Below are 22,450 nucleotides of genomic sequence, written 5' to 3'. Positions count from 1 at the left end.
ATGGCCGGTGCCATCCCATGCGGCTATCGCACGTTTCACGCCATGATGTGCACACCACCATCCACATAGACCGTGTTGCCCGACAAGCGGCGCGCATACGGCGTGGCCAGGTATGCCGTAGCAAAGCCCACGTCCATGATGTCCACCAGTTCGCCGATCGGTGCCCGGCCTGCGGCCTCGGCCAGCAGCAGGTCGAAATCCTTGAGACCCGAAGCGGCCCGCGTCTTCAGCGGCCCCGGCGAGATGGCATGGACGCGAATGCCTTGTGGGCCGAGCTCGTACGCCAGATAGCGGCAGGTGGCCTCCAGCGCGGCCTTCACCGGCCCCATGAGGTCGTAGTTGGGCACCACGCGATTCGCGCCGTCATAGCTCATGGCGAACAGCGTGCCGCCTTCCTTCATCAGCGGCACTGCGCGGCGAGCCATGCGGATGAACGAATGGCACGAGATGTCCATGGCCCGCGCAAATCCCGGCGCCGAAGAATGGATGAGGCCATTCTGCAGGTCCTCCTTCGGGGCGTACGCCACCGAGTGCACCACCGCATCGAGCCGGCCCCACTCCTTGCCGATATGCGCGAACAGCGCATCCATCTGCCCATCGTTCTCCACATCCAGCGGCATGAGGATCGGCGCGCCAATCCGTTCCGCCAGCGGCGCCACGTGCGGCCGCGCCTTCTCGTTCAGATAGGTGAGCGCCACGTCGGCGCCCAATTCGTGAAACGCACGTGCGCAGCCCCACGCAATGGAGTCTTCATTCGCCACGCCCACCACCAGCACACGGGCGCCGGACAACGGCGGATTGGGTACCTGGACCATGATCACGCCTCCGTGGGTTTCGCCTTGCCGTTGCCGTGGTCGGTGCCGAGTGTGTCGGCCACTTCGCGATACCGCTTCAGCCAGTCGTCATCCAGCGGCCCGCCGATGGTCAGCACGCGATGCGCCAGCACCATGGTGCGGCGGCGCTCCTTCATGTCGGGCACAAGTTCCGGCAGCGCCTTGAGCGCGGCCTCCGGATCGAGACTGACGATGTAGCTCTGCCGCCTGACTGCCGCCTTGAATTCCGCCAGCGTGATCTTTTCTTCCGCAGGATTCTCGCGCGCCAGTTTGCGCAGCAGGTTGAAGGGCCGTTCTTCGATGGCCGATTTGCCCTGCGTCACGTAAGACAGCACGCGCAGGAAGGCGTCGAGCGATGTGCCCTCGCCAATCTCGCGCCGTGCCTCGCGCTGTCGCAGGTCGGCCACTTCCTTGCGCAGTGCCGTGATGGCGGGTGATTCGGGGCGTTTCGGCGTGGCGCTCATACCGAGCATGGCTGGCAGCCACGGCGCGGCGTAGATCGATTCGAACATGCGCTCCTGCCAGGCATCGCGCGCATCGCGGTAGTCGTCCAGCGAGCGCACGATCTGTGCCGATACGGCCTGTTGCATCTGCAGGAACGGGTTGTCCGGCGACACCGGCTGGCGCGCCTCGCGCACGGCGGGCGCCATCGCGGCCACCCATTGCATCCACGGATTGCTGTCGCCGGTCACCGTGCGCTCCAGCCGCGAGGGATGCACCGAGCGAATCGCCTCGGCCGTAGTCTCGTTCGAAATCGCTCGCACGATCGGCGACGCGAACGTGTCGTAGAGATGCTGGTTGACCTCGGCCACGCGGCGCACCACTTCGAACGGCTGCTCGTCGTCGCGGCCATCGTCCAGCGCAAGGATGTCATCGATGGTTCGCCGCTCGAAGCGCACCAGATACCGGCCCTGAATCAGGTCACGGTGCGGCAGTTCGGGCGCAACGTCCTCGATCTTCGCTTCATAGAGACCGGGCGGCAACACGTCGATCAGGTCCAGCGCGCAGAACAGTTCCGAGTGTTCCTTGTTGGCAATGCTGCCAGACACGAAGATGCCAAGATGTCCAATCGACGGATGCAGGCAATAGACGATGGTCTGCTCGTTGGCCACGAGTTCTTCCACGCTCGGATACAGGTCGGGGATCCAGTTCAGCGCCTGCTGTGGCGGCGTGATGTTGTCCCCCCAGGACGCGAACACGATCACCGGCGAGCGCACGTTGCGCAGGTCGATCACGTGCTGGCCATCGTTGCTGCGCACCTCGCCCGCCGTCAGGTGATTGCCGACGAACAGGTTCTGCACGATCCAGTCGATCTCGGCGCGGTTCATCAGGAAGTGCCCGCCCCACCAGCGCTCGAACTCCAGAAAGCGCGGCCCTTCCGTGTCTGCCTTGGCGTAGACGTTGTAGAGCTTTTCCCACAGCGTGTTGGAAGGATTCAGGCTCTCGAAATTCTGCACGAGCCACGCGCCATCGAAGCGTCCGTTGCCCATGTCCGCCGCCAGCGACGACAGCCATGTGCCACCAAGCAGGCCGCCCGCATAGCGCATCGGATTCTTGCCGCGCACCCCAGACCAGTACGCCACGGGCGCGCCAGCCAGCAGGATCGGGCCCGTGACGTCGGGAGCGGCCGCCGCCAGCATCAGCAGGGCCCAGCCCGCCTGGCAGTTGCCCACCACGAACGGCCTGCCCGGCGCATCGGGATGTCGCCTGGCCACTTCACGCAGGAACAGGCCCTCGGTACGCGCCACGTCCTCGATGGTCTGCCCCGGACACGGATCGCGGAAGAACGTGATGAAGTAACAGGGATGCCCCGAGCGGATCGCGTTGCCGATCTCGCTATCGCTTTTGAAACCGCCGATGCCGGGACCGTGGCCTGCGCGCGGGTCCATCACCACGAACGGGCGATTGGTCATGTCGGTCGGATGCTCGGGCGGCGGCACGATCCGCAGCAATGCGTAGTTGACGGGGCGCGGCATGTCTCGCCCGTCCATCAAGACTTCGTGCTCGAACACGAGTACCGCAGGGAATCCACCGCGCTCATGTTCGACGGTCTCGGCGGCGCGGCGCCGCAGGATGTCGAAGAACAGGATGGAGCGCTGCCATGCATCGACGCCATATTCCCAGGCGGCGTGCGCCAGCGGGTTCATCGGAACGGGTGGGAAGGCGGTGAACAGCGATGCCGGATCGAACGTCGGGGGAGACGAGGGCGAGGAAGAACTATCGGTGGGGGCGGTGGTAGCAGGAGTGTCCTGCGGCGTCGACTGCCCAGCCACAGGCTGGCGTGCATTCATTTCCGTTTCTCCTTGGGGATTGGCGGATCAACTGGCGTGCAACGGGGACGAATCCAGAGGTGAAATGTGCGTGCTGCGATGCAACACAACAAAATCTACCAGCGAAGATCGCGGATGACAACCGCCCTGCCCATCCCTGCGCGCTGACCGCACCGAATATGCCGGTCACCAAGTCGACCCCACGCCACGCGTGTTCGCCTATACTGCCCGCAGACGTTTGCGCAACGCAGCATCTACCCGCACCAGGATGCTGGCTCGCCACCCTTCCCGTTACGGAATCCTGCCATGTCGATCCCATCGTCCACGGACAAGTACGCCCTGCTCCTCGCACGCTGCGCGGACCAGCCGCCGATTCCCACCGCCGTCGCGCACCCCTGCGATCACTCCTCGCTCGACGGCGCCCTGGAAGCGGCCCGACTCGGCCTTATCGTGCCCTTGCTCGTAGGACCCGCCGCACGCATCCGGCAGGTGGCCGAAGCACACGGGCTGGAACTGGGCAACACCCCCATCATCGACGCGCCACACAGCCATGCCTCCGCCGAAGCCGCCGTGGAGGCCGTGCGCTCGGGCCAGGCCGAACTGCTGATGAAGGGCAGCCTGCACAGCGACGAACTACTGCACGCCGTGACGCGCAGCACCAGCGGCCTGCGCACCGCGCGGCGTCTGTCGCATGTCTTTGCGATGGACGTGCCGAGCTATCACAAGCCACTGTTCATCACCGACGCCGCCGTCAATATCTTTCCCACGCTCAACGACAAGGCCGATATCGTGCGCAACGCCATCGACCTCGTTCGCGTGCTGGGCATCGAGCGTCCCAAGGTGGCCATCCTCTCGGCCGTGGAAACGGTGACCGACAAGATTCCCTCGACCATCGATGCCGCCGCGTTATGCATGATGAGCCTGCGCGGCCAGATCGAGGGCGGCATTCTCGATGGCCCGCTGGCCTTCGACAACGCCATCAGCAAGGCAGCCGCCGAGACCAAGGGCATCCAATCCGAAGTGGCCGGTGACCCCGACATCCTGCTGGTACCCGACCTCGAAGCCGGCAACATGCTGGCCAAGCAGTTGACCTTCCTGGCAGGTGCCGAAGCCGCCGGCATCGTGCTGGGCGCGCGCGTGCCCATCATCCTGACCAGCCGTGCCGATAGCGTGCGCGCGCGTATCGGCAGTTGCGCAATTGCCGTGTTGCTGGCCCATGCGCGCCGCGTCATGGACGCCGCAGTCAAAGTCTGACTTCCGCGAGAATCCGCAAGCATCCGCATCAAGGAGCGAGCATGAGTACCGCACCACCCGTGCAACCCGTCCATCCGGTCATCCTGGTCGTCAACGCCGGATCCTCCAGTATCAAGATTTCTATCTATGTGGTGCCCGACGCCGCGCACGACAATGTGGATGTACAACCCACGCTGGCCGCGCACGGGCAGATCGAAGGCATTGGCGTGAAGCCTCACCTCATCGCGCGCATGGCCGATGGGCGCGTGGTGGCCGAAGAGCATTTTCCGGTGGAGCAGGTAGCCGACCACAACGCCGCATTCCGGCTGATCCGCCTGACACTAAGCGTGGGATTGCGCGACTCTCCACCCGTGGCAATCGGACATCGCGTGGTGCATGGCGGCGTCCGCTACACCGATGCCGTGCGCATTGACGACGAAGTCATCGCCACGCTGGAGGAATTGGTGCCGCTTGCGCCGCTGCATCAGCCGCACAACCTGACCGCCATCCGCGCGATTCGTGGCGCAGCGCCCGAGCTGCTGCAGGTAGCGTGTTTCGATACCGCATTCCATGCGGGCCATGATCCGCTGGCGCAGTTGATAGCGCTGCCGTACGAATACTACGAGCGCGGCGTGCGACGTTATGGCTTCCATGGCTTGTCGTATGCCTTTATCGCGCGGCAGTTGCGGCAGGTGGCGCCCGAGATTGCGCGGGGCCGCGTTATCGTCGCGCATCTTGGCAATGGCGCCAGCCTCTGCGCGATGCAAGACGGCAAGAGTGTGGAATCGACAATGGGCCTGACCGCGCTCGACGGCATGCCGATGGGTACGCGCTGCGGATCGATCGATCCCGGTGCGGTCCTCTACCTCGCCGCGCAGGGCATGAGCGCCGAGGAGATCCAGTCGATGCTCTACGGCAAGTCCGGCCTGCTCGGCATCTCGGGCATCAGTAGCGACATGCGCGCACTGCTGGCCAGCGATGCGCCACGCGCGAAACTCGCGGTCGATTTCTACGCATACCGTGCCGCGCAGGAAATCGGCAAACTGGCCGTCACGCTGGGCGGTCTCGATGGGCTGGTCTTCACGGCTGGCGTCGGCGCCAACTCGCCAGAAGTGCGCGCGCGAATTTGCGAACACCTTGCCGATATCTTCGGCGTGAAGCTGGATGTTGCGGCCAACAACGAGAACCGTCAGCGTGTGAGCCGCGACACGAGCCGCATTCCCGTGCTGGTGGTGCCGACCGATGAGGAAGGGATGATTGCGCTCTCGACGGCGCGGTTGCTGCGGGAAGGTGTTGAGCGCTGACAAGCGGTAGTTCGCTCCCCTCTCCCGCGCAGTGGGAGAGGGGCTGGGGGAGAGGGCCGGAGGCTCTGCTTGCCGGCCACGTCGCGATTTGCACCGCTGGCCCTCTCCCCCGCCCCTCTCCCGCAAGCGGGAGAGGGGAGAAAACCATCGAAGAGAAAATTTCAGTCGAGATAGTGCCCGCGCAAGCGATCCAAATCGATCTTCAAATAATCGCCAACGAATCCTTCGATGCTGCCGTAGGTCTTGCCGATCGCATCCATCGATGCTTCCAGATACTCGGGCCGAACATCAAGCAAGGGCTTCATGACCTCGGCCGACACACCGTACTGGCCCACGCCGGCCAGGATCCTTTCATTCAGGCTGGCGTTCCAGTGGTTCGACTCCAGATAGTTCGCCACGATATCGTCGTGCGCCACGCCGAGAACACCGAGCAATAACAGCGATGCAAAGCCCGTGCGGTCCTTGCCTGCGGTGCAGTGGTACAGGAGCGTCTTGCCGGCTTCCGCATGGCGCAGGAATGCACCGAACGCATCGCCATAGCGCACCGGAAAATCGCGATAGACATCGACCATGAATGCATGCATCTGCGCGGGCGAGCTGGCCTTCACGCGCGGCATCAGCACGTCCATCGACATCGTGCCATCCAGTACCGGCACAGCAAGCCACTGGAATCGCTGACCGAACACCGACTCTGCTGGCGACTTCTCTCCGGCCGAGCGGAAGTCCACCACGATGTCGAGTGCCAGCGCGTGCAGGCGGTCCAGATCGGCGGCGCAGGCCAATGCGGGATTGGCGCTGCGATACAGCTTGCCGTGTTTCACGCGACGTCCGGCCCGCGCAGCCAGCCCGCCAAGGTCGCGTGCGTTGGAGATGGTCTCCAGTTCCAGCCCCGGCCGCAGTGCGGCGATCACCTGGTTCATGGCTTGCGTCATCGCATGGTCGTTTTGATTGGTCATCTCGCCTTGAGCGGCTGAATAAGCCCGCATTCGAAATTGTTCAGCATCGGCGTCAATTCTTTCAGATCGAACGCCACGCGTACATCGTACGCGCGATGGCCGCCCGCGAACCGTTGCCAGACCTGCAATGCGGCGTTTCCCTTGACAACATCTGACTCTCCAGCGATTTGATTTAGCGCAAATTCGAGGGGGTGGCGCCCTTGGAACTCTATCAGCAGATTTCCATAATGGACGCATGTCGAACGCGGCGATCCTGCGTCGCGACGCGTTCGACAGGCTGATCCATATCAAGGGATTTCAAGATGCCTGATCCGCAACCCTCCCCCGCCGCACCTGGCGGCTCCACTGCTGCCGTGGCAGCGCCTGCAGCACCGCAACTCCGTATCCACTGGGGCCTTTACCTCGCTGTCGCCGTACTGCTCGGCGTGCTCTGGATCGATACGCCCGAAGGGCTTCCGCTTGCGGGCCATCGCATGCTGGCCATCCTTGCATTTGCCGTGGTCGTCTGGATCACCGAGGCCGTGACCTACGAGACCAGCGCCATCATGATCACCTCGCTGATGGCGGGACTGATCGGCTTTGCACCGACGGTGGCCGACCCCAATACGATGTATGGCACGTCACGCGCGCTCGGCATGGCGCTGGCCGGATTCTCGAACACCGCACTGGCGCTGGTCGCCGCCGCACTGTTCATTTCCGCCGCCATGACGGTCACCGGACTCGATCGGCGCATCGCGCTGGTCACGCTGTCCGCCATCGGCACCAGTACGCGCCGCATCCTGCTCGGCACCATCGCCGTGACCATCATCCTGAGCCTGGTCGTGCCGAGCGCCACCGCGCGCAGCGCGTGTACCGTGCCGATCATGATGGGTGTGATCGCCGCGTTTGGCGTGGACAAGAAGTCGAACATCGCAGCCGGCATCATGATCATGGTGGCGATGGCCACCAGCGTGTGGAACGTCGGTATCCAGACCGCCGCCGCGCAGAACCTGCTGACGGCGGGCTTCATGGACAAGCTGCTTGGCGAGCGCGTGACCTGGCTGCAATGGCTGATCGCCGGCGCACCATGGGCGCTCATCATGTCTGGCGTGCTGTATTTCCTGATCCGCTGGCTGCTCCCGCCCGAAACGGATGCGATTGCCGGCGGCAAGGAAGCCGTGCAGCGCGAACTCCACGCACTCGGCCCCATGACCGGTCCGCAGAAGCGGCTCGCGGCTGTGGCCATCGGCCTCCTGCTGTTCTGGGCCACCGAAGGCAAGCTGCACTCGATGGACACGGCCACTGTCACGTTCGTGGGCCTGGTGATCCTGATGATGCCGCGCATCGGCGTGATGGACTGGAAGACGATGCAGCAGCGCACGCCGTGGGGCACGCTGATCGTGTTCGGCGTCGGTATCAGCCTGGGCACCGCGCTGTTGACCACCGAGGCCGGGCAATGGCTCGGCAGGTTCGTGGTCACGCATACCGGGTTGGCCGAGCACGGCGCAATCATGGTCTTCGCGGTGCTTGCCGCGTTCCTGATCCTGATTCACCTGGGCTTTGCCAGCGCCACCGCGCTGACGGCCGCCATGATGCCGATCCTGATCTCGGTGCTGCAGACGCTGCCGCCCGGCATCAACCAGATGGGCATGACGATGCTGCTGGGCTTCACGGTGAGCTTCGGCTTCATCCTGCCGATCAATGCGCCGCAGAACATGGTCTGCCTGGGCACAGATACGTTCAACGGGCGGCAGTTCGCCAAGATCGGGATTCCGGTCACGATCATCGGCTACCTGCTGATGCTGCTGTTTGCAGCCACCTACTGGCGCTGGCTGGGATGGATGTGATGCTGCCCTGAGCGCCCTCTAACCTTTCAAGCCGCCCTCAATCATGAAGCTCTCGCTCGATAGCGCGCGTACCTTCGCGCGCCAACTCCTGACCGCACAGAATGTGCCCGAGGACATTGCTGACGATGTGGCCGAGCACCTGGTCGAGTCCGACCGGTGCGGCTACGTCAGCCATGGCCTGTCGATCCTTCCCAACTACCGTCGGGCGCTTGACGGCAACAACGTCAACGCCACCGGGCGCGCCGAGTGCGTGCTCGACCGCGACATGATGATGGTCTTCGACGGCCACGGCGGCTTCGGCCAGCACGTGGGCAAGGCCGTCATGCAGCAGGCCATCGAACGCGTGCGCCAGCATGGGCACTGCATCGTCACGCTGCGGAAGTCTCACCATCTTGGCCGCATGGGCCACTACGGCGAGATGGTGGCCGCGGCCGGATTCGTGCTGCTGAGTTTCACCAACGTGATCAACCGCCCGCCCGTGGTGGCGCCCTTCGGCGGCCGCGTGCCGCGCCTGACCACGAATCCCCTCTGCTTTGCGGGGCCGATGCCGAATGGCAGGCCGCCGCTGGTGGTGGATATCGCCACCAGCGCCATCGCCATCAACAAGGCCCGCGTGCTGGCCGAGAAGGGCGAGCCGGCGCCCGAGCACAGCATCATCGACGCCGATGGGAATCCGACGACAGACGCCTCGGTCATGTTCGGCGAACATCCCGGATCGCTGCTGCCGTTCGGGCAGCACAAGGGCTATGCACTGGGCGTGGTAGCCGAACTGCTGGCGGGCGTGCTGTCCGGTGGCGGCACCATCCAGCCGGAGAATCCGCGCGGAGGGGTGGCCACCAACAACATGTTCGCGCTGCTGCTCAATCCGGAATTCGATCTTGGTCTCAATTGGGAGCGAGGCGAGGTCGAGGCGTTTATCCAGTATCTGCACGACACGCCCACTGCACCGGGCTGCGATCAGGTGCAGTATCCCGGCGAGTATGAAGCCGCCAATCGCGCGCTGACGACCACGCATCTCGATATCAATCCGAATATCTGGCGGAATCTGGAGACGTTGGCGGGGGAATTGGGGGTGGAGGTGCCGAAGGGGTAACCGAGAGCGCTTGATATGCCTGTGGTGTGCGCCCCTCTCCCGCGTAGCGGGAGAGGGGAGTAAACCGGAAGGCAGCCATGAGGCAATGGCACAATACGCGCCATGCAACGTCTCTGGTCTGTCTTCGTCAAGCTGGTGCTGCTTGCCCTCGTGGGTGGCGCGCTGCTGATTGCGTTTGCCGTGCTGATGGCCAGCCGGCAACTTCCTTCGCTCGATGCGCTCACGGCGTTCCGGCAGTCGCCGGGCTACGTCAGGCTCGCTGACTTCCCGCACACCTTGCCCGAGGCCGTTGTTGCCATCGAGGACGATCGCTTCTATCTGCACGACGGCGTCGACTATGTGGGCGTGATGCGTGCCGGCGTCGCCAATCTTTCCGACGAGCTGTCGCAGGGCGCATCGACCATCACGATGCAGGTGGCGCGCAATTTCTTCCTGTCGCGCAAGAAGACGTACACGCGCAAGCTCTACGAGATCCTGCTTGCGTACCGGATCGAGAATGCGTTGAGCAAGGACGAGATCCTTGAGCTATACCTGAACAAGATCTACCTGGGCCAGGGCGCGTATGGTTTCGGGGAAGCTGCCGATACCTACTTCGGCAAATCCGTCGGGCAACTGACGCTGGCCGAATGCGCGATGCTGGCCGGTCTGCCGAAGGCACCTTCGGCCAACAACCCTGTGGTCAACCCGCGCCGCGCACGGCAACGGCAGGCGTATATCCTGCTGCGCATGAAGGACCTCGGACGCATTACGGGTGCCCAATACGACGCTGCGCTGCTGGAGCCGCTCCGGTTGAAGTAAGCCGCAACCGGCACCCGTGTCAGCCGCCGCCCGACGGCGGCCGTGCATCCTGCGTGATAGCCTCACCTCACCACCGGCGCACGCCGGGACGCGCATAACGAGGCGGCCATGGATGGAATCTGGGGCGAGGTATATAGCACGCTGCGGGCGGAGTTCGCGGACGTGAACAATGTCAGCGAACTCACGAAGATCCTGGTCAGGCTGACGCTGGCCTGCCTGCTCGGCGGCCTGATCGGCTGGGAACGCGAGTCGGCGGGCAAGGCAGCGGGCCTGCGCACACACATGCTCGTGGCGATGGGCGCGGCACTGTTCGTACTGGTGCCGTTATTGGCAGGCACCCCGCTGGCGGACATGAGCCGCGTACTGCAGGGCCTGATCGCCGGCATCGGCTTTCTGGGCGCGGGTGCCATCATCAAGCACACCGACGAAAAAGAGATTCGCGGCCTGACTACGGCAGCGAGCATCTGGACCGTGGCGGCCATCGGCGTGGCCTGCGGCCTGGGCCGGGAATCGACAGCCGTGATCGCCACGCTGTTCGGCCTGGCGATCCTGCAACTGCTCTTTCGCATGGAGAAGCGCGCGTCGTAACGCACCCGCGCGTCAACGCCATGCCATGCCTCGCGCCTCAGGCAGCGGCGCGCAGTGTCACCTCGAACTTGTCGCGATGACGTGCCACGGCTTCGATCACGATGGGATCGACCCCTTCCCCGCCCGCGTCCACATGCGTCAGGAACGCGCGCTTCATGCGTGGTTCCCAGAATTTTTTTACATGGTTGGCGATGTCGGCCAGCGCCTCGTCATGGTCGGGCATGGCTTCGAAGAAGCTGCCGATCTGGTTGGCCATCTTGACCAGGTTTTCGATATGCATTGCCGGACCCTATGCCATATGTAGTCGTTGGGGATGCGTATAGACGACGAGGCTTCCGCCCCGCACGAACCCGGCCAGCGTGATGCCCGCACTATCAGCCAGCCGCACCGCCATCGCGGTAGGCCCTGACACCGCAGCCAGCACGCCCGCACCGATGGCCGCCGTCTTCTGCACCATTTCATAACTCGCGCGGCTCGTGACGATGACCGCCCCGTGCGCGATATCTTCCTGCCCGCCACGCGACAACGCGCCCGCCAGCTTGTCGAGCGCGTTGTGGCGGCCTACATCCTCGCGCACCAGCGCCAGCTCGCCATCGGCACGCATCCAGCCCGCCGCGTGCGTGGCACCGGTATCGCGCAACAACGCCTGCCGCTTGTGCAACGCCGCGAACGCATGCTCGAACACCGCCGGATCGAAGACCGCCGCGCTCTGCACCGGCTGCGGCACGCGCATCACTTCGTCGAGCGATTCGGTGCCGCACAGTCCGCAGCCCGTGCGGCCCGCCATCGCACGGCGACGCCCTTTCAGCGCGACGAATGCACCCGTGGCGATATCGAGCCTGACCGTGATGCCCTGCTCGCTGGTCTCCACGTCGATGCCGTAGATATCGCCGGCACGTTCCACGATGCCTTCGCTGAGACTGAATCCGATTGCGAAGTCTTCGAGATCGGCCGGCGTCGCCAGCATCACCGCGTGCGAGATGCCGTTGAACTCCAGCGCGACCGGCACCTCTTCGGCCAGGTGGTCCACTTCAGTGCCCGCCTTGCCATGCCGCCAGCGGCGCACCTCGAAGGTGCGCTGCGCGGGCATTTCTGCGGTGCCGGCGGCGCTGTCGGGTGACGGCACATCACGCTTCATCGCGTTGCGCTCCCCTGATCAACCGGCCGGCGCCGTTTCACCGGCCGCACGCAGGTGGGCCAGTTGCTCCTCATTGAATGCCTGGTAGTTGCGCTGCCATGTGGAAGGCTGCGCGACCGGCATCACCTGTACCGCCGTCACCTTGTACTCGGGGCAGTTGGTGGCCCAGTCAGAGTTGTCGGTGGTGATGACGTTGGCGCCCGACTCCGGGAAGTGGAACGTCGTGTAGACCACGCCCGGCTGCATCCGGCTGCTGACGATGGCACGCAGCACCGTCTCGCCCGCGCGGCTCTGCACGCCGACCCAGTCGCCGTCCTTGATGCCACGTTCCTCGGCATCGTGCGGATGAATCTCCAGCCGGTCCTCGTCGTGCCAGTGCACATTCTCCGTACGCCGCGTCTGCGCGCCCACGTTGTACTGCGACAAGATGCGACCAGTGGTCAGGATCAGCGGGAACTTGCGATTCACCTTCTCGTCGGTGGCCACGTACTTGGTGATGATGAACTTGCCCTTGCCCCGCACGAACGCATCGACGTGCATCGTCGGCGTGCCCTGCGGCGCTTCGGCATTGCACGGCCACTGAATGCTGCCGAGTTCTTCGAGCTTCTGGTAGCTCACGCCCGAGAACGTCGGCGTCAACGCCGCAATCTCATCCATGATTTCCGACGGATGCTTGTAGTTCATCGGATAGCCCAGCGCATTCGACAGCAGGATCGTGGCTTCCCAGTCCGAGTAACCGGCCTGCGGCGGCATCACCTTGCGCACGCGCGAGATGCGGCGCTCCGCATTGGTGAACGTGCCGTCTTTCTCCAGGAACGACGAACCCGGCAGGAACACGTGTGCGTACTTGGCCGTCTCGTTCAGGAAGATGTCCTGCACGACGATGCATTCCATCGACGACAGGGCTTCGGAAACGTGCTGCGTGTTCGGATCGGACTGGACGATGTCCTCGCCCTGGCAGTACAGGCCCTTGAACGTGCCGCCCAGCGCGGCTTCGAACATGTTGGGAATGCGCAGGCCCGGCTCCGGATTGATGTCCACGCCCCATGCCACTTCGAACTCGGCACGCACCGTGGAATCCGATACGTGGCGATAGCCCGGCAGCTCATGCGGGAACGAGCCGATATCGCACGAACCCTGCACGTTGTTCTGGCCACGCAGCGGGTTCACGCCCACGCCTTCACGACCGATATTGCCGGTGGCCATGGCGAGGTTGGCGATGCCCATCACCGTGGTGGAACCTTGCGCATGCTCGGTCACGCCCAGGCCGTAGTAGATCGCAGCGTTACCGCCCGTGGCATAGAGACGTGCGGCGCCGCGCAGCGTATCGGCAGGCACGCCGGTGACGGCTTCCATCGCTTCCGGCGAGTTCTCGGGCAGTGCCACGAAATCGCGCCATTGCTGGAACGCGCGATCTTCGCAACGCTCGGCGATGAACTGCTCGGCGAGCAGCCCTTCGGTCACGATCACGTGCGCCAGCGACGTGACCAGGGCCACGTTCGTACCGGGACGCAGTTGCAGGTGATAGTCGGCGCGGACGTGCGGCGAATCCACCAGATCGATCTGGCGCGGATCGACGACGATCAGCTTGGCACCCGCACGCAGGCGACGCTTCATGCGCGAGGCAAACACCGGGTGGCCGTCGCTCGGATTCGCGCCGATCACCATGATTACATCGGCCTTGGCCACCGAGCGGAACGTCTGCGTACCCGCCGATTCACCCAGCGTGGTCTTCAGGCCGTAGCCCGTAGGCGAGTGGCAAACCCGTGCGCAGGTATCGACGTTGTTGTTGCCGAACGCGGCACGCACGAGCTTCTGCACGAGATAGCCTTCCTCGTTCGTGCAGCGCGACGACACGATGCCGCCAATCGAATCCTGGCCATGCTGGGTCTGGATGCGGCGGAATTCCGAAGCCGCATAGTTGATCGCTTCTTCCCACGACACTTCGCGCCACGGATCGGTGATCTTCGCGCGGATCATCGGCTTGAGGATGCGGTCCTTGTGCGTGGCGTAGCCCCATGCAAAGCGGCCCTTCACGCAGGCGTGGCCTTCGTTGGCGGCGCCGTCCTTGTACGGGACCATGCGCACCACTTCATTGCCCTTCATCTCGGCCTTGAACGTGCAACCCACGCCGCAGTAGGCGCAGGTCGTGACCTTGCTGTGCGACGGCTGGCCCAGCTTGATCACCGACGTTTCGGTCAGCGTGGCCGTCGGGCAGGCCTGCACGCAGGCGCCGCACGACACGCAATCCGATTCCATGAACGACTGGCTCGTGCCCGGCGATACACGCGAATCGAAGCCGCGTCCGCTGATGGTCAGTGCAAACGTGCCCTGCGTTTCCTCGCAGGCGCGCACGCAGCGATTGCAGACGATGCACTTGGACGCGTCATAGGTGAAGTACGGATTCGACTCGTCCTTCTTCAGATGCGTGTGCGTGGCGATCGGCGCGGCACCGCCTGCGCCATCGGCATAGCGTACTTCGCGCAGACCCACCACACCGGCCATGTCCTGCAGTTCGCAGTTGCCGTTGGTGGGGCACGTCAGGCAGTCCAGCGGGTGATCGGAGATATACAACTCCATCACGCCACGGCGCAGATCGCCGAGCTTGCCGCTTTGCGTGCGCACCTTCATACCCGCTTCCGCAGGCGTGGTGCACGATGCCGGATACCCGCGCCGGCCCTCGATTTCCACGAGGCAAAGGCGGCAGGAGCCGAACGGTTCCAGCGAGTCGGTGGCGCAGAGCTTGGGCACACCGATGCCAGCCTCTGCTGCGGCGCGCATCACGGAGGTGCCAGCGGGTACAGTGACGGCTACACCGTCGATCTCCAGCGTGACCAGTGTGTCGGTCTCGATGGCCGGAGTACCAAAGTCGAAATCGTCGCGTGCTTGCAAGGGACGTCTCCCGAAATACTGCTTGTGAGGATGCGCATCCCTGAGGGATACGTCAGTCTGTATGGTGCGTGGTCAGCCTAAGCCGCCTGCGCCGGCTTGGGTTGCAATCCAAAATCTTCCGGAAACTCGTTCAGCGCGGAGAGCACCGGGTACGGCGTCATGCCGCCCATGGCGCAGAGCGAGCCGCTCAGCATCGTGTCGCAGAGGTCGCGCACCAGCGCCACGTGCTTCACGGGCTGGTCGCCGGCCATGATGCGGTCGATGACTTCCACGCCGCGTGTCGATCCGATACGGCACGGGGTGCATTTGCCGCAGGACTCGATCGCGCAGAACTCCATCGCATACCGGGCCATCTTCGCCATGTCCACGGTCTCGTCGAACACGACGATGCCACCGTGACCGACCACCGCACCGAACGCTGCGTAGGCCTCGTAATCGAGCGGCACATCGAAGCGCGATTCCGGCAGGTACGCACCCAGCGGGCCACCGACCTGCACGGCGCGGATGCTGCGGCCGCTACGCGTGCCACCGCCGAAATCCATCAGCAGTTCACGCAGCGTGATACCGAATGCCTTCTCCACAAGACCGCCCTGGCGAATGTTGCCAGCCAGCTGGAACGGCAGCGTGCCGCGCGAACGGCCCATGCCGAAGTCCTTGTAGAACGTGGCACCACGGGAAAGGATGATCGGCACCGTGGCCAGCGAGATCACGTTGTTGATGACCGTGGGCTGGCCGAACAAACCCTTGAGCGCCGGCAATGGCGGCTTGGCACGTACCACGCCGCGCTTGCCTTCCAGGCTCTCCAGCAAGGCCGTTTCCTCGCCGCACACATAGGCACCTGCGCCCTTGCGCACTTCGAGATGGAACCGCTTGCCGGTGCCCCGGATGTTGTCACCGAGCCAGCCGGCCTGCATGGCCGTCTCGATGGCCGCTTCCGTCGCGGCAATCGCATGCGGGTACTCGGAACGCGTGTAGATGTAGCCCTGTTCGGCGCCAACGGCCAGGCCCGCAATCGTCATGCCTTCGATCAGCACGAACGGATCGTCCTCCATGACCATGCGGTCCGAGAACGTGCCCGAGTCGCCTTCGTCGGCATTGCAGACGATGTACTTGACCGGCGACTGCGCGCCCAGCACCGTCTTCCACTTGATGCCAGTGGGGAACGCCGCGCCGCCGCGACCGCGCAGGCCGGAGTCGAGCACTTCCTGCACGATCTGCTCGGGCGACATCGACAATGCGCGGGTCAATCCCGCAAAGCCTTCATGCCCGATGTAGTCATCGATCGACAGCGGATCGGTGATGCCCATCCGTGCAAAGGTCAGTCGCTCCTGATTCTTCAGGAACGGGATCTCCTCGGTCAGGCCGTGTGCCAATGCGTGCTGGCCGCCTTTGAGGAATCCCGCATCGAACAGCGCCGGCACATCATCCTCGGTGACCGGGCCATAGGCCACGCGGCCCGCGTCGGTCTGTACTTCGACCAGCGGTTCGAGCCAGAACATGCCGCGCGAGCCGTTGCGGACGATGCGTACCTCGGCACCGCGCTGTGCGGCTTCGCGTGCGATGGCCTGCGCCACTTCGTCGGCATCCAGCGCCAGCGCGGTGGAGTCGCGCGGCACGAAGATCGTGATCGGGTTCGTGCTCATGCGCGTACCTCCTCGTCTTCGCGTACTGCGTCGATCAGGCGATCGAAGCGTCGGGCATCGACCCGCCCATGCACCCGCTCACCGATCATCATCGCCGGGCCGGTTGCGCATTGGCCCAGGCAGTAGACCGGTTCGAGCGTGAACTGGCCGTCAGCGGTGGTCTCGTGGAAATCGCAGCCGAGCGACTGGCATGCATGCGCGGCCAGACCATCGGCACCGACCGACTGGCATGCCTCGGCGCGGCACACCTGTACGACGTGGCGTCCGGCGGGCTGCTCGCGGAAGTGGTGATAGAACGTGATCACGCCATGCACCTCGGCGCGCGAGAGGTTCAGCGCCTTTGCGATGACGGGCACCGCGCTGGCGGGAATGAAACCCTGGCTGTCCTGGATGTCATGCAGGATCGGCAGCAATGCACCGGGCATGTCGCGCCGCGCCTCGACGATGCGCGCAATGGCGTCGCTGGCCGCAATCGTCGAGTTCGCTGCGTGGGCCGCGGCGGCATCGTCGCTGCCGGCTGCCGCCTGGGGAATGGCGTTTTCTGGCATCTTGTCTCCTGTTTCTTGTCGGCCCCGATATCGGCTTTTTTATTCATATTCGGGATCACCGCAGCGGGCTTTTTATCCGCTTTATGCGACTATAGGACCGTGTTTTGCCCCATTCAATATGCTATTTTCCGCATATGCTACGTATCTCGATCCTTCCCCACCTGCAGATCCGCGACGACACCGCCCTGGCGCCCGCGCCAGCGCTGGATGTGTCACGCCTGGTCGCCCTGCTGAGCCTTATCGAATCCACCGGCAACATTGCGCAATCGGCAGAAGCCATGACGTTGTCTTATCGCTACGCTTGGGGAATCCTGCGTGACGCGGAGACGCTTTTTGGCGGCGCGCTCATTGCCAAGACCCGGGGACGGGGATCGACGCTGACGCCCATGGCGCAACAACTCGTGTGGGCCAGCAAGCGCATTGCAGCGCGCCTCACGCCTACGCTCGACAGCCTGGCCTCCGAGCTGGAGATCGAACTCAAGAAGCTGATGGCAGCCTCAGACCCCGCCGTGCGCATTCACGCCAGCCACGGTTTCGCGGTTGCTGCACTGCGGGATTTTCTCGACGAGCAGAAGGTGCGGCACGACCTGAAGTACTGCGGCAGTCTGGAAGCCGCAGCCGCGCTGGCCGAGGGCGCCTGCGACGTGGCGGGTTTCCACGTACCGATCGGGGAATTCGAGGAAGAAACGCTGCGCGGCTTCACGCGCTGGCTGCAACCGGACAAGCATTGCCTGATCCATCTCGCCACCCGCCAGCAAGGGTTGTTCGTGCGTCCCGGCAATCCGCTCGGCGTTACGTCGCTCGAAGACCTCACGCGCGCGGACGTGCGCTTTGTGAATCGCCAACTGGGTTCGGGCACGCGACTGCTGCTGGATCTGATGCTGGCGCGGCGCGGCATCGACACCAGCCGCATCGAAGGTTTCAGCAACGGGGAATTCACCCATGCAGCGGTGGCCGCCTATATCGGCAGCGGCATGGCCGACGTGGGCTTCGGCGTGGAAACCGCCGCCCGCCGTTTCGGTCTGGAGTTCGTGCCCGTGCTGCAGGAACGCTACTTCTTTGCCCTGCAGAAGGAGGCGCTGCACAGCCCCGCCATGCAAGGCGCGGTCAGCGCCATGAAAAGCGCGACCTTCCGCGAACGCGTCAACGCGCTACCGGGCTACAACGGCGCGCTGACGGGCCTGGTGCAGACGTTCGCGGCAGCGTTTCCCGGGGTGGATTTGTAAGGCAGGGCAAGCACGCAACGTGTGCGCTTGTCCTGCCATCACAATCCCATCAATACACCACCACCGACAACGTCACGCCGGCCGGTACGCGCACCTTGTCGCTATACACGCCGTTGGCATCGCTACGCGGGGCAATGTAGCTGCCGAGGCCCAGCAGGGAGGCGGGCGCCGTGGCGGGGAGTTTGCGCAGCGTGGTGTACTTGCTGGCCGATGGGTCTATCGCGGGCAGCGTGAATGTGCCGTCGGTCCAGGCGGGATAGCCGTAGTCAAGCGGGGTGCGGGCGGCGGGCATGCTGCTGTTGGTCGTCGCGCGCCAGTTCACGAATGCCCTGTCGAACGTCCAGCCCGCATGGACGGCGATGGCATCGGACAGTACCTGCTTCGAACCCACGGTCTTGCGGGTCAGCAGGTCGCGGAGGAACGCCACGCCAAGCTGGCGGTTCAGGAAGCCGCCGAAACTGCCGGACACCGCATAGCTTTCGCAGGTCACACCGAAGCCGGTGAAATCGAGCAGATTGCAGTTGTAGTCGCTGTAGCGGTAATAATCAGGCAGGCGCACATCCCCAATGGGGCTGTAGCCGGATACGATGATGCCGCTCAGGAAGTCTTCCATCTGCATCGCCGTCATCTCTTCCAGCCACGCGTCGTATGCGTACTCGGCACCCATGGTGACCTGGCGACGGTAGAAGTTCTGCATGTGCGTGCCTTCATGCGCCATCGTGGTCTTGATCGACTGCATGCCTGCCGCCGCGCCCAGCGACAACGTTTCGCTATCCAGATACAGCGAAATCGCTTCGTTGCTGTTGGCTTCCTTGGTCTTCAGGAAGTTGTGCACGCCCCAGAAATAGCCGACCGTGCCATACGGCTTGGCGTCGTGATTGAAGTTCAGCACCACGATGTCGATGGGCCGGCCAGAGGGCAGCAGCGTACCGCTGAAGTTGTTGGCACCCCAGACCGCACCGCCCACCTGGACCAGCCGATCGTAAAGCAGGCCCGGTCCGGCAAACGTGGTGGCGAGATCGAGCACCATCGTATCGGTCACGGCACTCGCCTCGGCCACTTCCACCCAGACGTTGACCGTGGTGCCGTCGCTGGCCGTCACCTGTTTGCGCAGCGTGGCCGGACGCGACGTGCCATCGGTGTGATACCAGCTACGCGTGGCGCCTTCCGTCATGCCCTGGGTGCCGAGCGATGCCGCCAACGGTGCCGGCGCAGCCAGCGTGTTCTTCATGGCGCCCGATGCAGGCGCGCTCTGGGCCCAGCCTGCGCGATTGAATTCGCGGATCGCACGCTGCGCGGTTTCCTCGGTCGATTGGACGCTGAGCGATTGCGGCGAGATCATCTCGGCCGCTACCTGCGACGAGAGACCGGTGGGCATGGCCACGGAAGCCGCGCCCAGGTTGGTCAGTTGCATGGCAATGGTCTTGCCGGCCACGCCCGTGATCGAATACTGCACGTCCACGGCGTTGGCCGTGGCATTGGGATAGCCCCAGGTGCCGACACTGGTGCCGGCATAGGCGCCGCTGGTCGCGGCCCCGCAACCCGAACACGTCTGCGAGAGACCCGAGACCAGTTGCGGTGCATCCGATGTCGTGACGGGCGCTGCCGCAGCCTGGGCCGTGGCGGCTTGGCCGCTATCGTCGCCACCGCCACCACCGCAGGCAGTCAGTACCAGGGCGGCGGCAGCGGCCAGGCCGCTCAGGGCGTGGGGAGCAGGGAAGCGCGCTCCGGGGCGCGGGGACGAACGACGCATCGAGGAACTCCAGAAACATGTGCGAACTCCGGAATGTCCCGGAGCGGTCTCTCAATAACGACGCGTGAAGCTCTTTTTTGAGCATCGATTGCGTCGTGCGGACCATGTTTCGTCCCTACGATCGTTTCAATCTGTTGTCATCCGCACCCAGCGCGGCCGGGGAATACCGGGTGTCAGTACACCTCGGGAATGACCATCTCCGACGGCACGGGCAGACGCGTGTAGTCGGCGTGGCGCTCGCGGTCCGGCAGCACGATGGTGGCCGCTGACGGCTCCACGTACGGCATCTGCTGCAGCAGGTGATGGATGCAGTTGAGCCGTGCGCGCTTCTTGTCCACCGCCTGCACCACCCACCAAGGCGCCTCGGCAATATGCGTGCGCTCGAGCATGATTTCCTTGGCACGCGTGTAGTCTTCCCAGCGGCGGCGCGACTCCAGGTCCATCGGGCTCAGCTTCCACTGCTTCAGCGGATCGTGGATGCGGCTCAGGAAGCGCAGGTGCTGCTCGTCGTCGGTGATCGAGAACCAATACTTGATCACCTGGATGCCCGAGCGCACCAGCATGCGTTCGAACTCCGGCACCGAGCGGAAGAATTCCTCGTACTGGTCATCGGTACAGAAGCCCATCACGCGTTCCACGCCGGCGCGGTTGTACCAGCTACGGTCGAACAGCACCATCTCGCCGGCGGCGGGCAGATGCGAGACATAGCGCTGGAAATACCACTGCGTGCGTTCGCGGTCATTGGGCGCCGGCAGCGCGGCCACGCGGCAGACGCGCGGGTTCAGGCGCTGCGTGATGCGCTTGATGACACCACCCTTGCCCGCCGCATCGCGTCCTTCGAAGAGGATCACGACCTTGTGGCCCGTGGCCACCACCCAGCTCTGCAGCTTGACCAGTTCGCCCTGCAGGCGGAACAGTTCGCGGAAGTACATGTGGCGCTCGGCACGCTCGGCCTCATCGCCATTGAGATTGCTGTTGTCGCCGGGGCCGCCAATGTCTCCGGACAATACCCGCTGCACCAGCATGGGATCGCGGTCCTCGAGTTCAAGCTCGAGTTCCTCGTCGTAATAGTCCGCCACCTCGCGGTGAATGCGCTGGATCAGCGTTTCGTCGTTGTAATCCATGGATATCCTCCGTCACCCGCGCCCGAACGGACGCATGGCTCACGCCAACCATGCTACGCCTGCGAGATGGCAAATAGGTGACTTGTCATAAATGTCACGCATGGCTGCCCGATCACTCGCCCGATCGTTCGATTGCTACTGGCTCTGCTGCTTCCTGAACGCCCACCGTCCGGCCAGCGCGGTAAAGCTGGCAACCAGTGCCACCAGTACCCAGAAGCCGTGGGGATGTTCCGCAAGCGGAATCCCGCCCACGTTCATGCCGAAGAAACCGGCCACGATATTGATGGGCAGCGCCAGCACCGTGACCATCGTCAGGGTGAACAGTGTGCGGTTGGTCTGCTCGTTCAGCTTGGCGGCGATTTCTTCCTGCAGCAGCTTGATCCGCTCCACCAGCGCCGCCAGATCGCTCAGCACCAGCGAGAACTCTTCGGTGGATTCGCGCAACTCCTGCAGATCGGTTTCCTGCAGCCACGCGGGCGGACGGTTCAGCAGGCGGAACAGCGCGCCCGGTTCCGGCGCCAGCAGCCGCTGCAACCGCACCAGGCCACGCCGCATGGCGCCGACATCCGTGCGGTTCGAGCGAAGCCGCTGCGCCAGCAACTGGTCTTCGATCTGGTCGACGTTGACGCCGGTCTCGCGCACGATCTGCACCAGCACATCGGCCTGATCGCGCAGCAGATGCACGACCAGATCCAGCGGGGAGCGGAACGCTTCGCCACGCCGCACGGCTGCGCGCAGGCGATCCACGGATCGCAGCGGCCGGGCACGCGCGGTGACCAGCAGCCGGTGATCGGCGTGCGCCCAGAGCGTGGAGATATCGGTCGAGGTCACGCCGAAGTTGTAGATCACGTCGTTGACCACGGCCAGCAGCGCCGCATCCTGACGCTCGATGCGCGTGGAGTGCGACCCCTGCCGCAGGGCCTCGAAGAAATCCTCGGGCAAGCCAAGCTGACTACGCATCCAACGTTCGCAGGCACTATGCGCGAGATTGAAGTGCAGCCAGACGAAGGGACGCGCCTGACCTTCCTGCGCCACCACAGCCGGGGCGTGCAGCCACGCGGCCGCCTCGCGCGAATCGATCTCGCGCACCGGCTCGCCCGGGACAAACAGGAAACCGCTGATCAGCCCGACCGGGTCGGATCCATAGCCGGTCTCGACAATGCCCGATTGCATGAACTCTCCTCTGACCTCTGTCCTGACATTTCTCACGCGCGACGTTAGCACG

18 protein-coding genes are annotated in these 22,450 nt (G+C 64.4%); 7 read left to right on the top strand and 11 right to left on the bottom strand.

The annotated features are described in order from the left end of the window. Positions 1-35: 35 nt before the first annotated feature. Together fabI and GA566_RS03010 are read right to left on the bottom strand one after the other, a co-directional pair. On the bottom strand, positions 36-815 hold the full coding sequence (gene fabI / locus GA566_RS03015; RefSeq protein WP_137926856.1) for an enoyl-ACP reductase FabI: 780 nt from the start codon (positions 813-815) through the stop codon (positions 36-38). Positions 816-817: 2 nt separating this feature from the next. Further along, positions 818-3,124, bottom strand: coding sequence for a DUF3141 domain-containing protein (locus tag GA566_RS03010; RefSeq protein ID WP_160471584.1), 2,307 nt, complete (start codon positions 3,122-3,124; stop codon positions 818-820). Positions 3,125-3,409: 285 nt separating this feature from the next. Here GA566_RS03010 and GA566_RS03005 point away from each other — a divergent pair, with 285 nt between their 5' ends. Together GA566_RS03005 and GA566_RS03000 are read left to right on the top strand one after the other, a co-directional pair. After that, complete coding sequence (locus GA566_RS03005; RefSeq protein ID WP_137926854.1) at positions 3,410-4,357, top strand: phosphate acetyltransferase; 948 nt, start codon at positions 3,410-3,412, stop codon at positions 4,355-4,357. A 41-nt stretch (positions 4,358-4,398) separates the two neighbouring features. Next, positions 4,399-5,640 (top strand): acetate/propionate family kinase, encoded by a 1,242-nt coding sequence (locus tag GA566_RS03000; protein WP_202126651.1) that lies wholly within the window; start codon positions 4,399-4,401, stop codon positions 5,638-5,640. 161 nt (positions 5,641-5,801) lie between these two features. Here the strand turns inward: GA566_RS03000 and GA566_RS02995 are convergent, their stop codons facing one another. Continuing rightward, positions 5,802-6,572, bottom strand: a complete 771-nt coding sequence (locus tag GA566_RS02995) for a tyrosine-protein phosphatase (RefSeq protein ID WP_237380258.1) — start codon at positions 6,570-6,572, stop codon at positions 5,802-5,804. Between the two features lie 326 nt (positions 6,573-6,898). On the opposite strand from GA566_RS02995, the gene GA566_RS02990 reads away from it, so the two are divergent. The 4 genes from GA566_RS02990 (at position 6,899) to GA566_RS02975 (ending at position 10,901) form a co-directional block, all read left to right on the top strand. Next, positions 6,899-8,422 carry a DASS family sodium-coupled anion symporter gene (locus GA566_RS02990; RefSeq protein WP_160471580.1) on the top strand — a complete coding sequence of 508 codons (1,524 nt, stop codon included), beginning with the start codon at positions 6,899-6,901 and terminating at the stop codon, positions 8,420-8,422. A 43-nt stretch (positions 8,423-8,465) separates the two neighbouring features. Further along, positions 8,466-9,515 carry an Ldh family oxidoreductase gene (locus GA566_RS02985; protein WP_137926851.1) on the top strand — a complete coding sequence of 350 codons (1,050 nt, stop codon included), beginning with the start codon at positions 8,466-8,468 and terminating at the stop codon, positions 9,513-9,515. 102 nt (positions 9,516-9,617) lie between these two features. Then, entirely contained in the window at positions 9,618-10,313 is a 696-nt protein-coding gene (locus GA566_RS02980; RefSeq protein WP_137926850.1) for a transglycosylase domain-containing protein, read from the top strand. Between the two features lie 108 nt (positions 10,314-10,421). Then, the gene (locus GA566_RS02975; RefSeq protein ID WP_137926849.1) at positions 10,422-10,901 is read left to right on the top strand and encodes an MgtC/SapB family protein; all 480 of its coding nucleotides are present in this window, start codon (positions 10,422-10,424) and stop codon (positions 10,899-10,901) included. 37 nt (positions 10,902-10,938) lie between these two features. Here the strand turns inward: GA566_RS02975 and GA566_RS02970 are convergent, their stop codons facing one another. The 5 genes from GA566_RS02970 to GA566_RS02950 form a co-directional block, all read right to left on the bottom strand. Beyond that, positions 10,939-11,181 (bottom strand): formate dehydrogenase subunit delta, encoded by a 243-nt coding sequence (locus GA566_RS02970; RefSeq protein ID WP_137926848.1) that lies wholly within the window; start codon positions 11,179-11,181, stop codon positions 10,939-10,941. A 9-nt stretch (positions 11,182-11,190) separates the two neighbouring features. Next, positions 11,191-12,039, bottom strand: coding sequence for a formate dehydrogenase accessory sulfurtransferase FdhD (gene fdhD / locus GA566_RS02965; RefSeq protein WP_137926847.1), 849 nt, complete (start codon positions 12,037-12,039; stop codon positions 11,191-11,193). A gap of 18 nt (positions 12,040-12,057) precedes the next feature. Continuing rightward, on the bottom strand, positions 12,058-14,931 hold the full coding sequence (fdhF, locus tag GA566_RS02960) for a formate dehydrogenase subunit alpha (RefSeq protein WP_160471579.1): 2,874 nt from the start codon (positions 14,929-14,931) through the stop codon (positions 12,058-12,060). A gap of 77 nt (positions 14,932-15,008) precedes the next feature. Next, positions 15,009-16,574 (bottom strand): NADH-quinone oxidoreductase subunit NuoF, encoded by a 1,566-nt coding sequence (locus GA566_RS02955; protein WP_160471577.1) that lies wholly within the window; start codon positions 16,572-16,574, stop codon positions 15,009-15,011. Continuing rightward, complete coding sequence (locus GA566_RS02950; RefSeq protein ID WP_137926844.1) at positions 16,571-17,122, bottom strand: formate dehydrogenase subunit gamma; 552 nt, start codon at positions 17,120-17,122, stop codon at positions 16,571-16,573. Before GA566_RS02950 ends, GA566_RS02955 begins: the two co-directional genes overlap by 4 nt. 134 nt (positions 17,123-17,256) lie before the next feature. Here GA566_RS02950 and GA566_RS02945 point away from each other — a divergent pair, with 134 nt between their 5' ends. Further along, positions 17,257-18,348, top strand: a complete 1,092-nt coding sequence (locus GA566_RS02945) for a helix-turn-helix transcriptional regulator (RefSeq protein WP_137926843.1) — start codon at positions 17,257-17,259, stop codon at positions 18,346-18,348. Positions 18,349-18,397: 49 nt separating this feature from the next. Here GA566_RS02945 and GA566_RS02940 read toward each other — a convergent pair whose 3' ends face one another. The 3 genes from GA566_RS02940 to GA566_RS02930 all read right to left on the bottom strand — a co-directional run bounded on the left by GA566_RS02940 (position 18,398) and on the right by GA566_RS02930 (position 22,398). Then, on the bottom strand, positions 18,398-20,101 hold the full coding sequence (locus tag GA566_RS02940) for a hemagglutinin (RefSeq protein ID WP_160471575.1): 1,704 nt from the start codon (positions 20,099-20,101) through the stop codon (positions 18,398-18,400). Between the two features lie 173 nt (positions 20,102-20,274). Continuing rightward, positions 20,275-21,225 carry a polyphosphate kinase 2 gene (gene ppk2, locus GA566_RS02935; RefSeq protein ID WP_137926841.1) on the bottom strand — a complete coding sequence of 317 codons (951 nt, stop codon included), beginning with the start codon at positions 21,223-21,225 and terminating at the stop codon, positions 20,275-20,277. Positions 21,226-21,360: 135 nt separating this feature from the next. Then, complete coding sequence (locus GA566_RS02930) at positions 21,361-22,398, bottom strand: transporter (protein ID WP_160471573.1); 1,038 nt, start codon at positions 22,396-22,398, stop codon at positions 21,361-21,363. Positions 22,399-22,450: the final 52 nt, after the last annotated feature.

The organism is Cupriavidus sp. SW-Y-13, assembly GCF_009793345.1.
GTDB lineage: Bacteria > Pseudomonadota > Gammaproteobacteria > Burkholderiales > Burkholderiaceae > Cupriavidus.
Note: the sequence above shows the minus strand (reverse complement) of the source record. Positions and strands in the feature narration are given on the sequence as shown.

What these genes read in the sequence shown, in the direction of transcription:
- fabI (WP_137926856.1), bottom strand. Translation starts at nt 815, where the DNA reads ATGGTCCAGGTACCCAATCCGCCGTTGTCCGGCGCCCGTGTGCTGGTG.
- GA566_RS03010 (WP_160471584.1), bottom strand. Translation starts at nt 3,124, where the DNA reads ATGAATGCACGCCAGCCTGTGGCTGGGCAGTCGACGCCGCAGGACACT.
- GA566_RS03005 (WP_137926854.1), top strand. Translation starts at nt 3,410, where the DNA reads ATGTCGATCCCATCGTCCACGGACAAGTACGCCCTGCTCCTCGCACGC.
- GA566_RS03000 (WP_202126651.1), top strand. Translation starts at nt 4,399, where the DNA reads ATGAGTACCGCACCACCCGTGCAACCCGTCCATCCGGTCATCCTGGTC.
- GA566_RS02995 (WP_237380258.1), bottom strand. Translation starts at nt 6,572, where the DNA reads ATGACGCAAGCCATGAACCAGGTGATCGCCGCACTGCGGCCGGGGCTG.
- GA566_RS02990 (WP_160471580.1), top strand. Translation starts at nt 6,899, where the DNA reads ATGCCTGATCCGCAACCCTCCCCCGCCGCACCTGGCGGCTCCACTGCT.
- GA566_RS02985 (WP_137926851.1), top strand. Translation starts at nt 8,466, where the DNA reads ATGAAGCTCTCGCTCGATAGCGCGCGTACCTTCGCGCGCCAACTCCTG.
- GA566_RS02980 (WP_137926850.1), top strand. Translation starts at nt 9,618, where the DNA reads ATGCAACGTCTCTGGTCTGTCTTCGTCAAGCTGGTGCTGCTTGCCCTC.
- GA566_RS02975 (WP_137926849.1), top strand. Translation starts at nt 10,422, where the DNA reads ATGGATGGAATCTGGGGCGAGGTATATAGCACGCTGCGGGCGGAGTTC.
- GA566_RS02970 (WP_137926848.1), bottom strand. Translation starts at nt 11,181, where the DNA reads ATGCATATCGAAAACCTGGTCAAGATGGCCAACCAGATCGGCAGCTTC.
- fdhD (WP_137926847.1), bottom strand. Translation starts at nt 12,039, where the DNA reads ATGAAGCGTGATGTGCCGTCACCCGACAGCGCCGCCGGCACCGCAGAA.
- GA566_RS02955 (WP_160471577.1), bottom strand. Translation starts at nt 16,574, where the DNA reads ATGAGCACGAACCCGATCACGATCTTCGTGCCGCGCGACTCCACCGCG.
- GA566_RS02950 (WP_137926844.1), bottom strand. Translation starts at nt 17,122, where the DNA reads ATGCCAGAAAACGCCATTCCCCAGGCGGCAGCCGGCAGCGACGATGCC.
- GA566_RS02945 (WP_137926843.1), top strand. Translation starts at nt 17,257, where the DNA reads ATGCTACGTATCTCGATCCTTCCCCACCTGCAGATCCGCGACGACACC.
- GA566_RS02940 (WP_160471575.1), bottom strand. Translation starts at nt 20,101, where the DNA reads ATGCGTCGTTCGTCCCCGCGCCCCGGAGCGCGCTTCCCTGCTCCCCAC.
- ppk2 (WP_137926841.1), bottom strand. Translation starts at nt 21,225, where the DNA reads ATGGATTACAACGACGAAACGCTGATCCAGCGCATTCACCGCGAGGTG.
- GA566_RS02930 (WP_160471573.1), bottom strand. Translation starts at nt 22,398, where the DNA reads ATGCAATCGGGCATTGTCGAGACCGGCTATGGATCCGACCCGGTCGGG.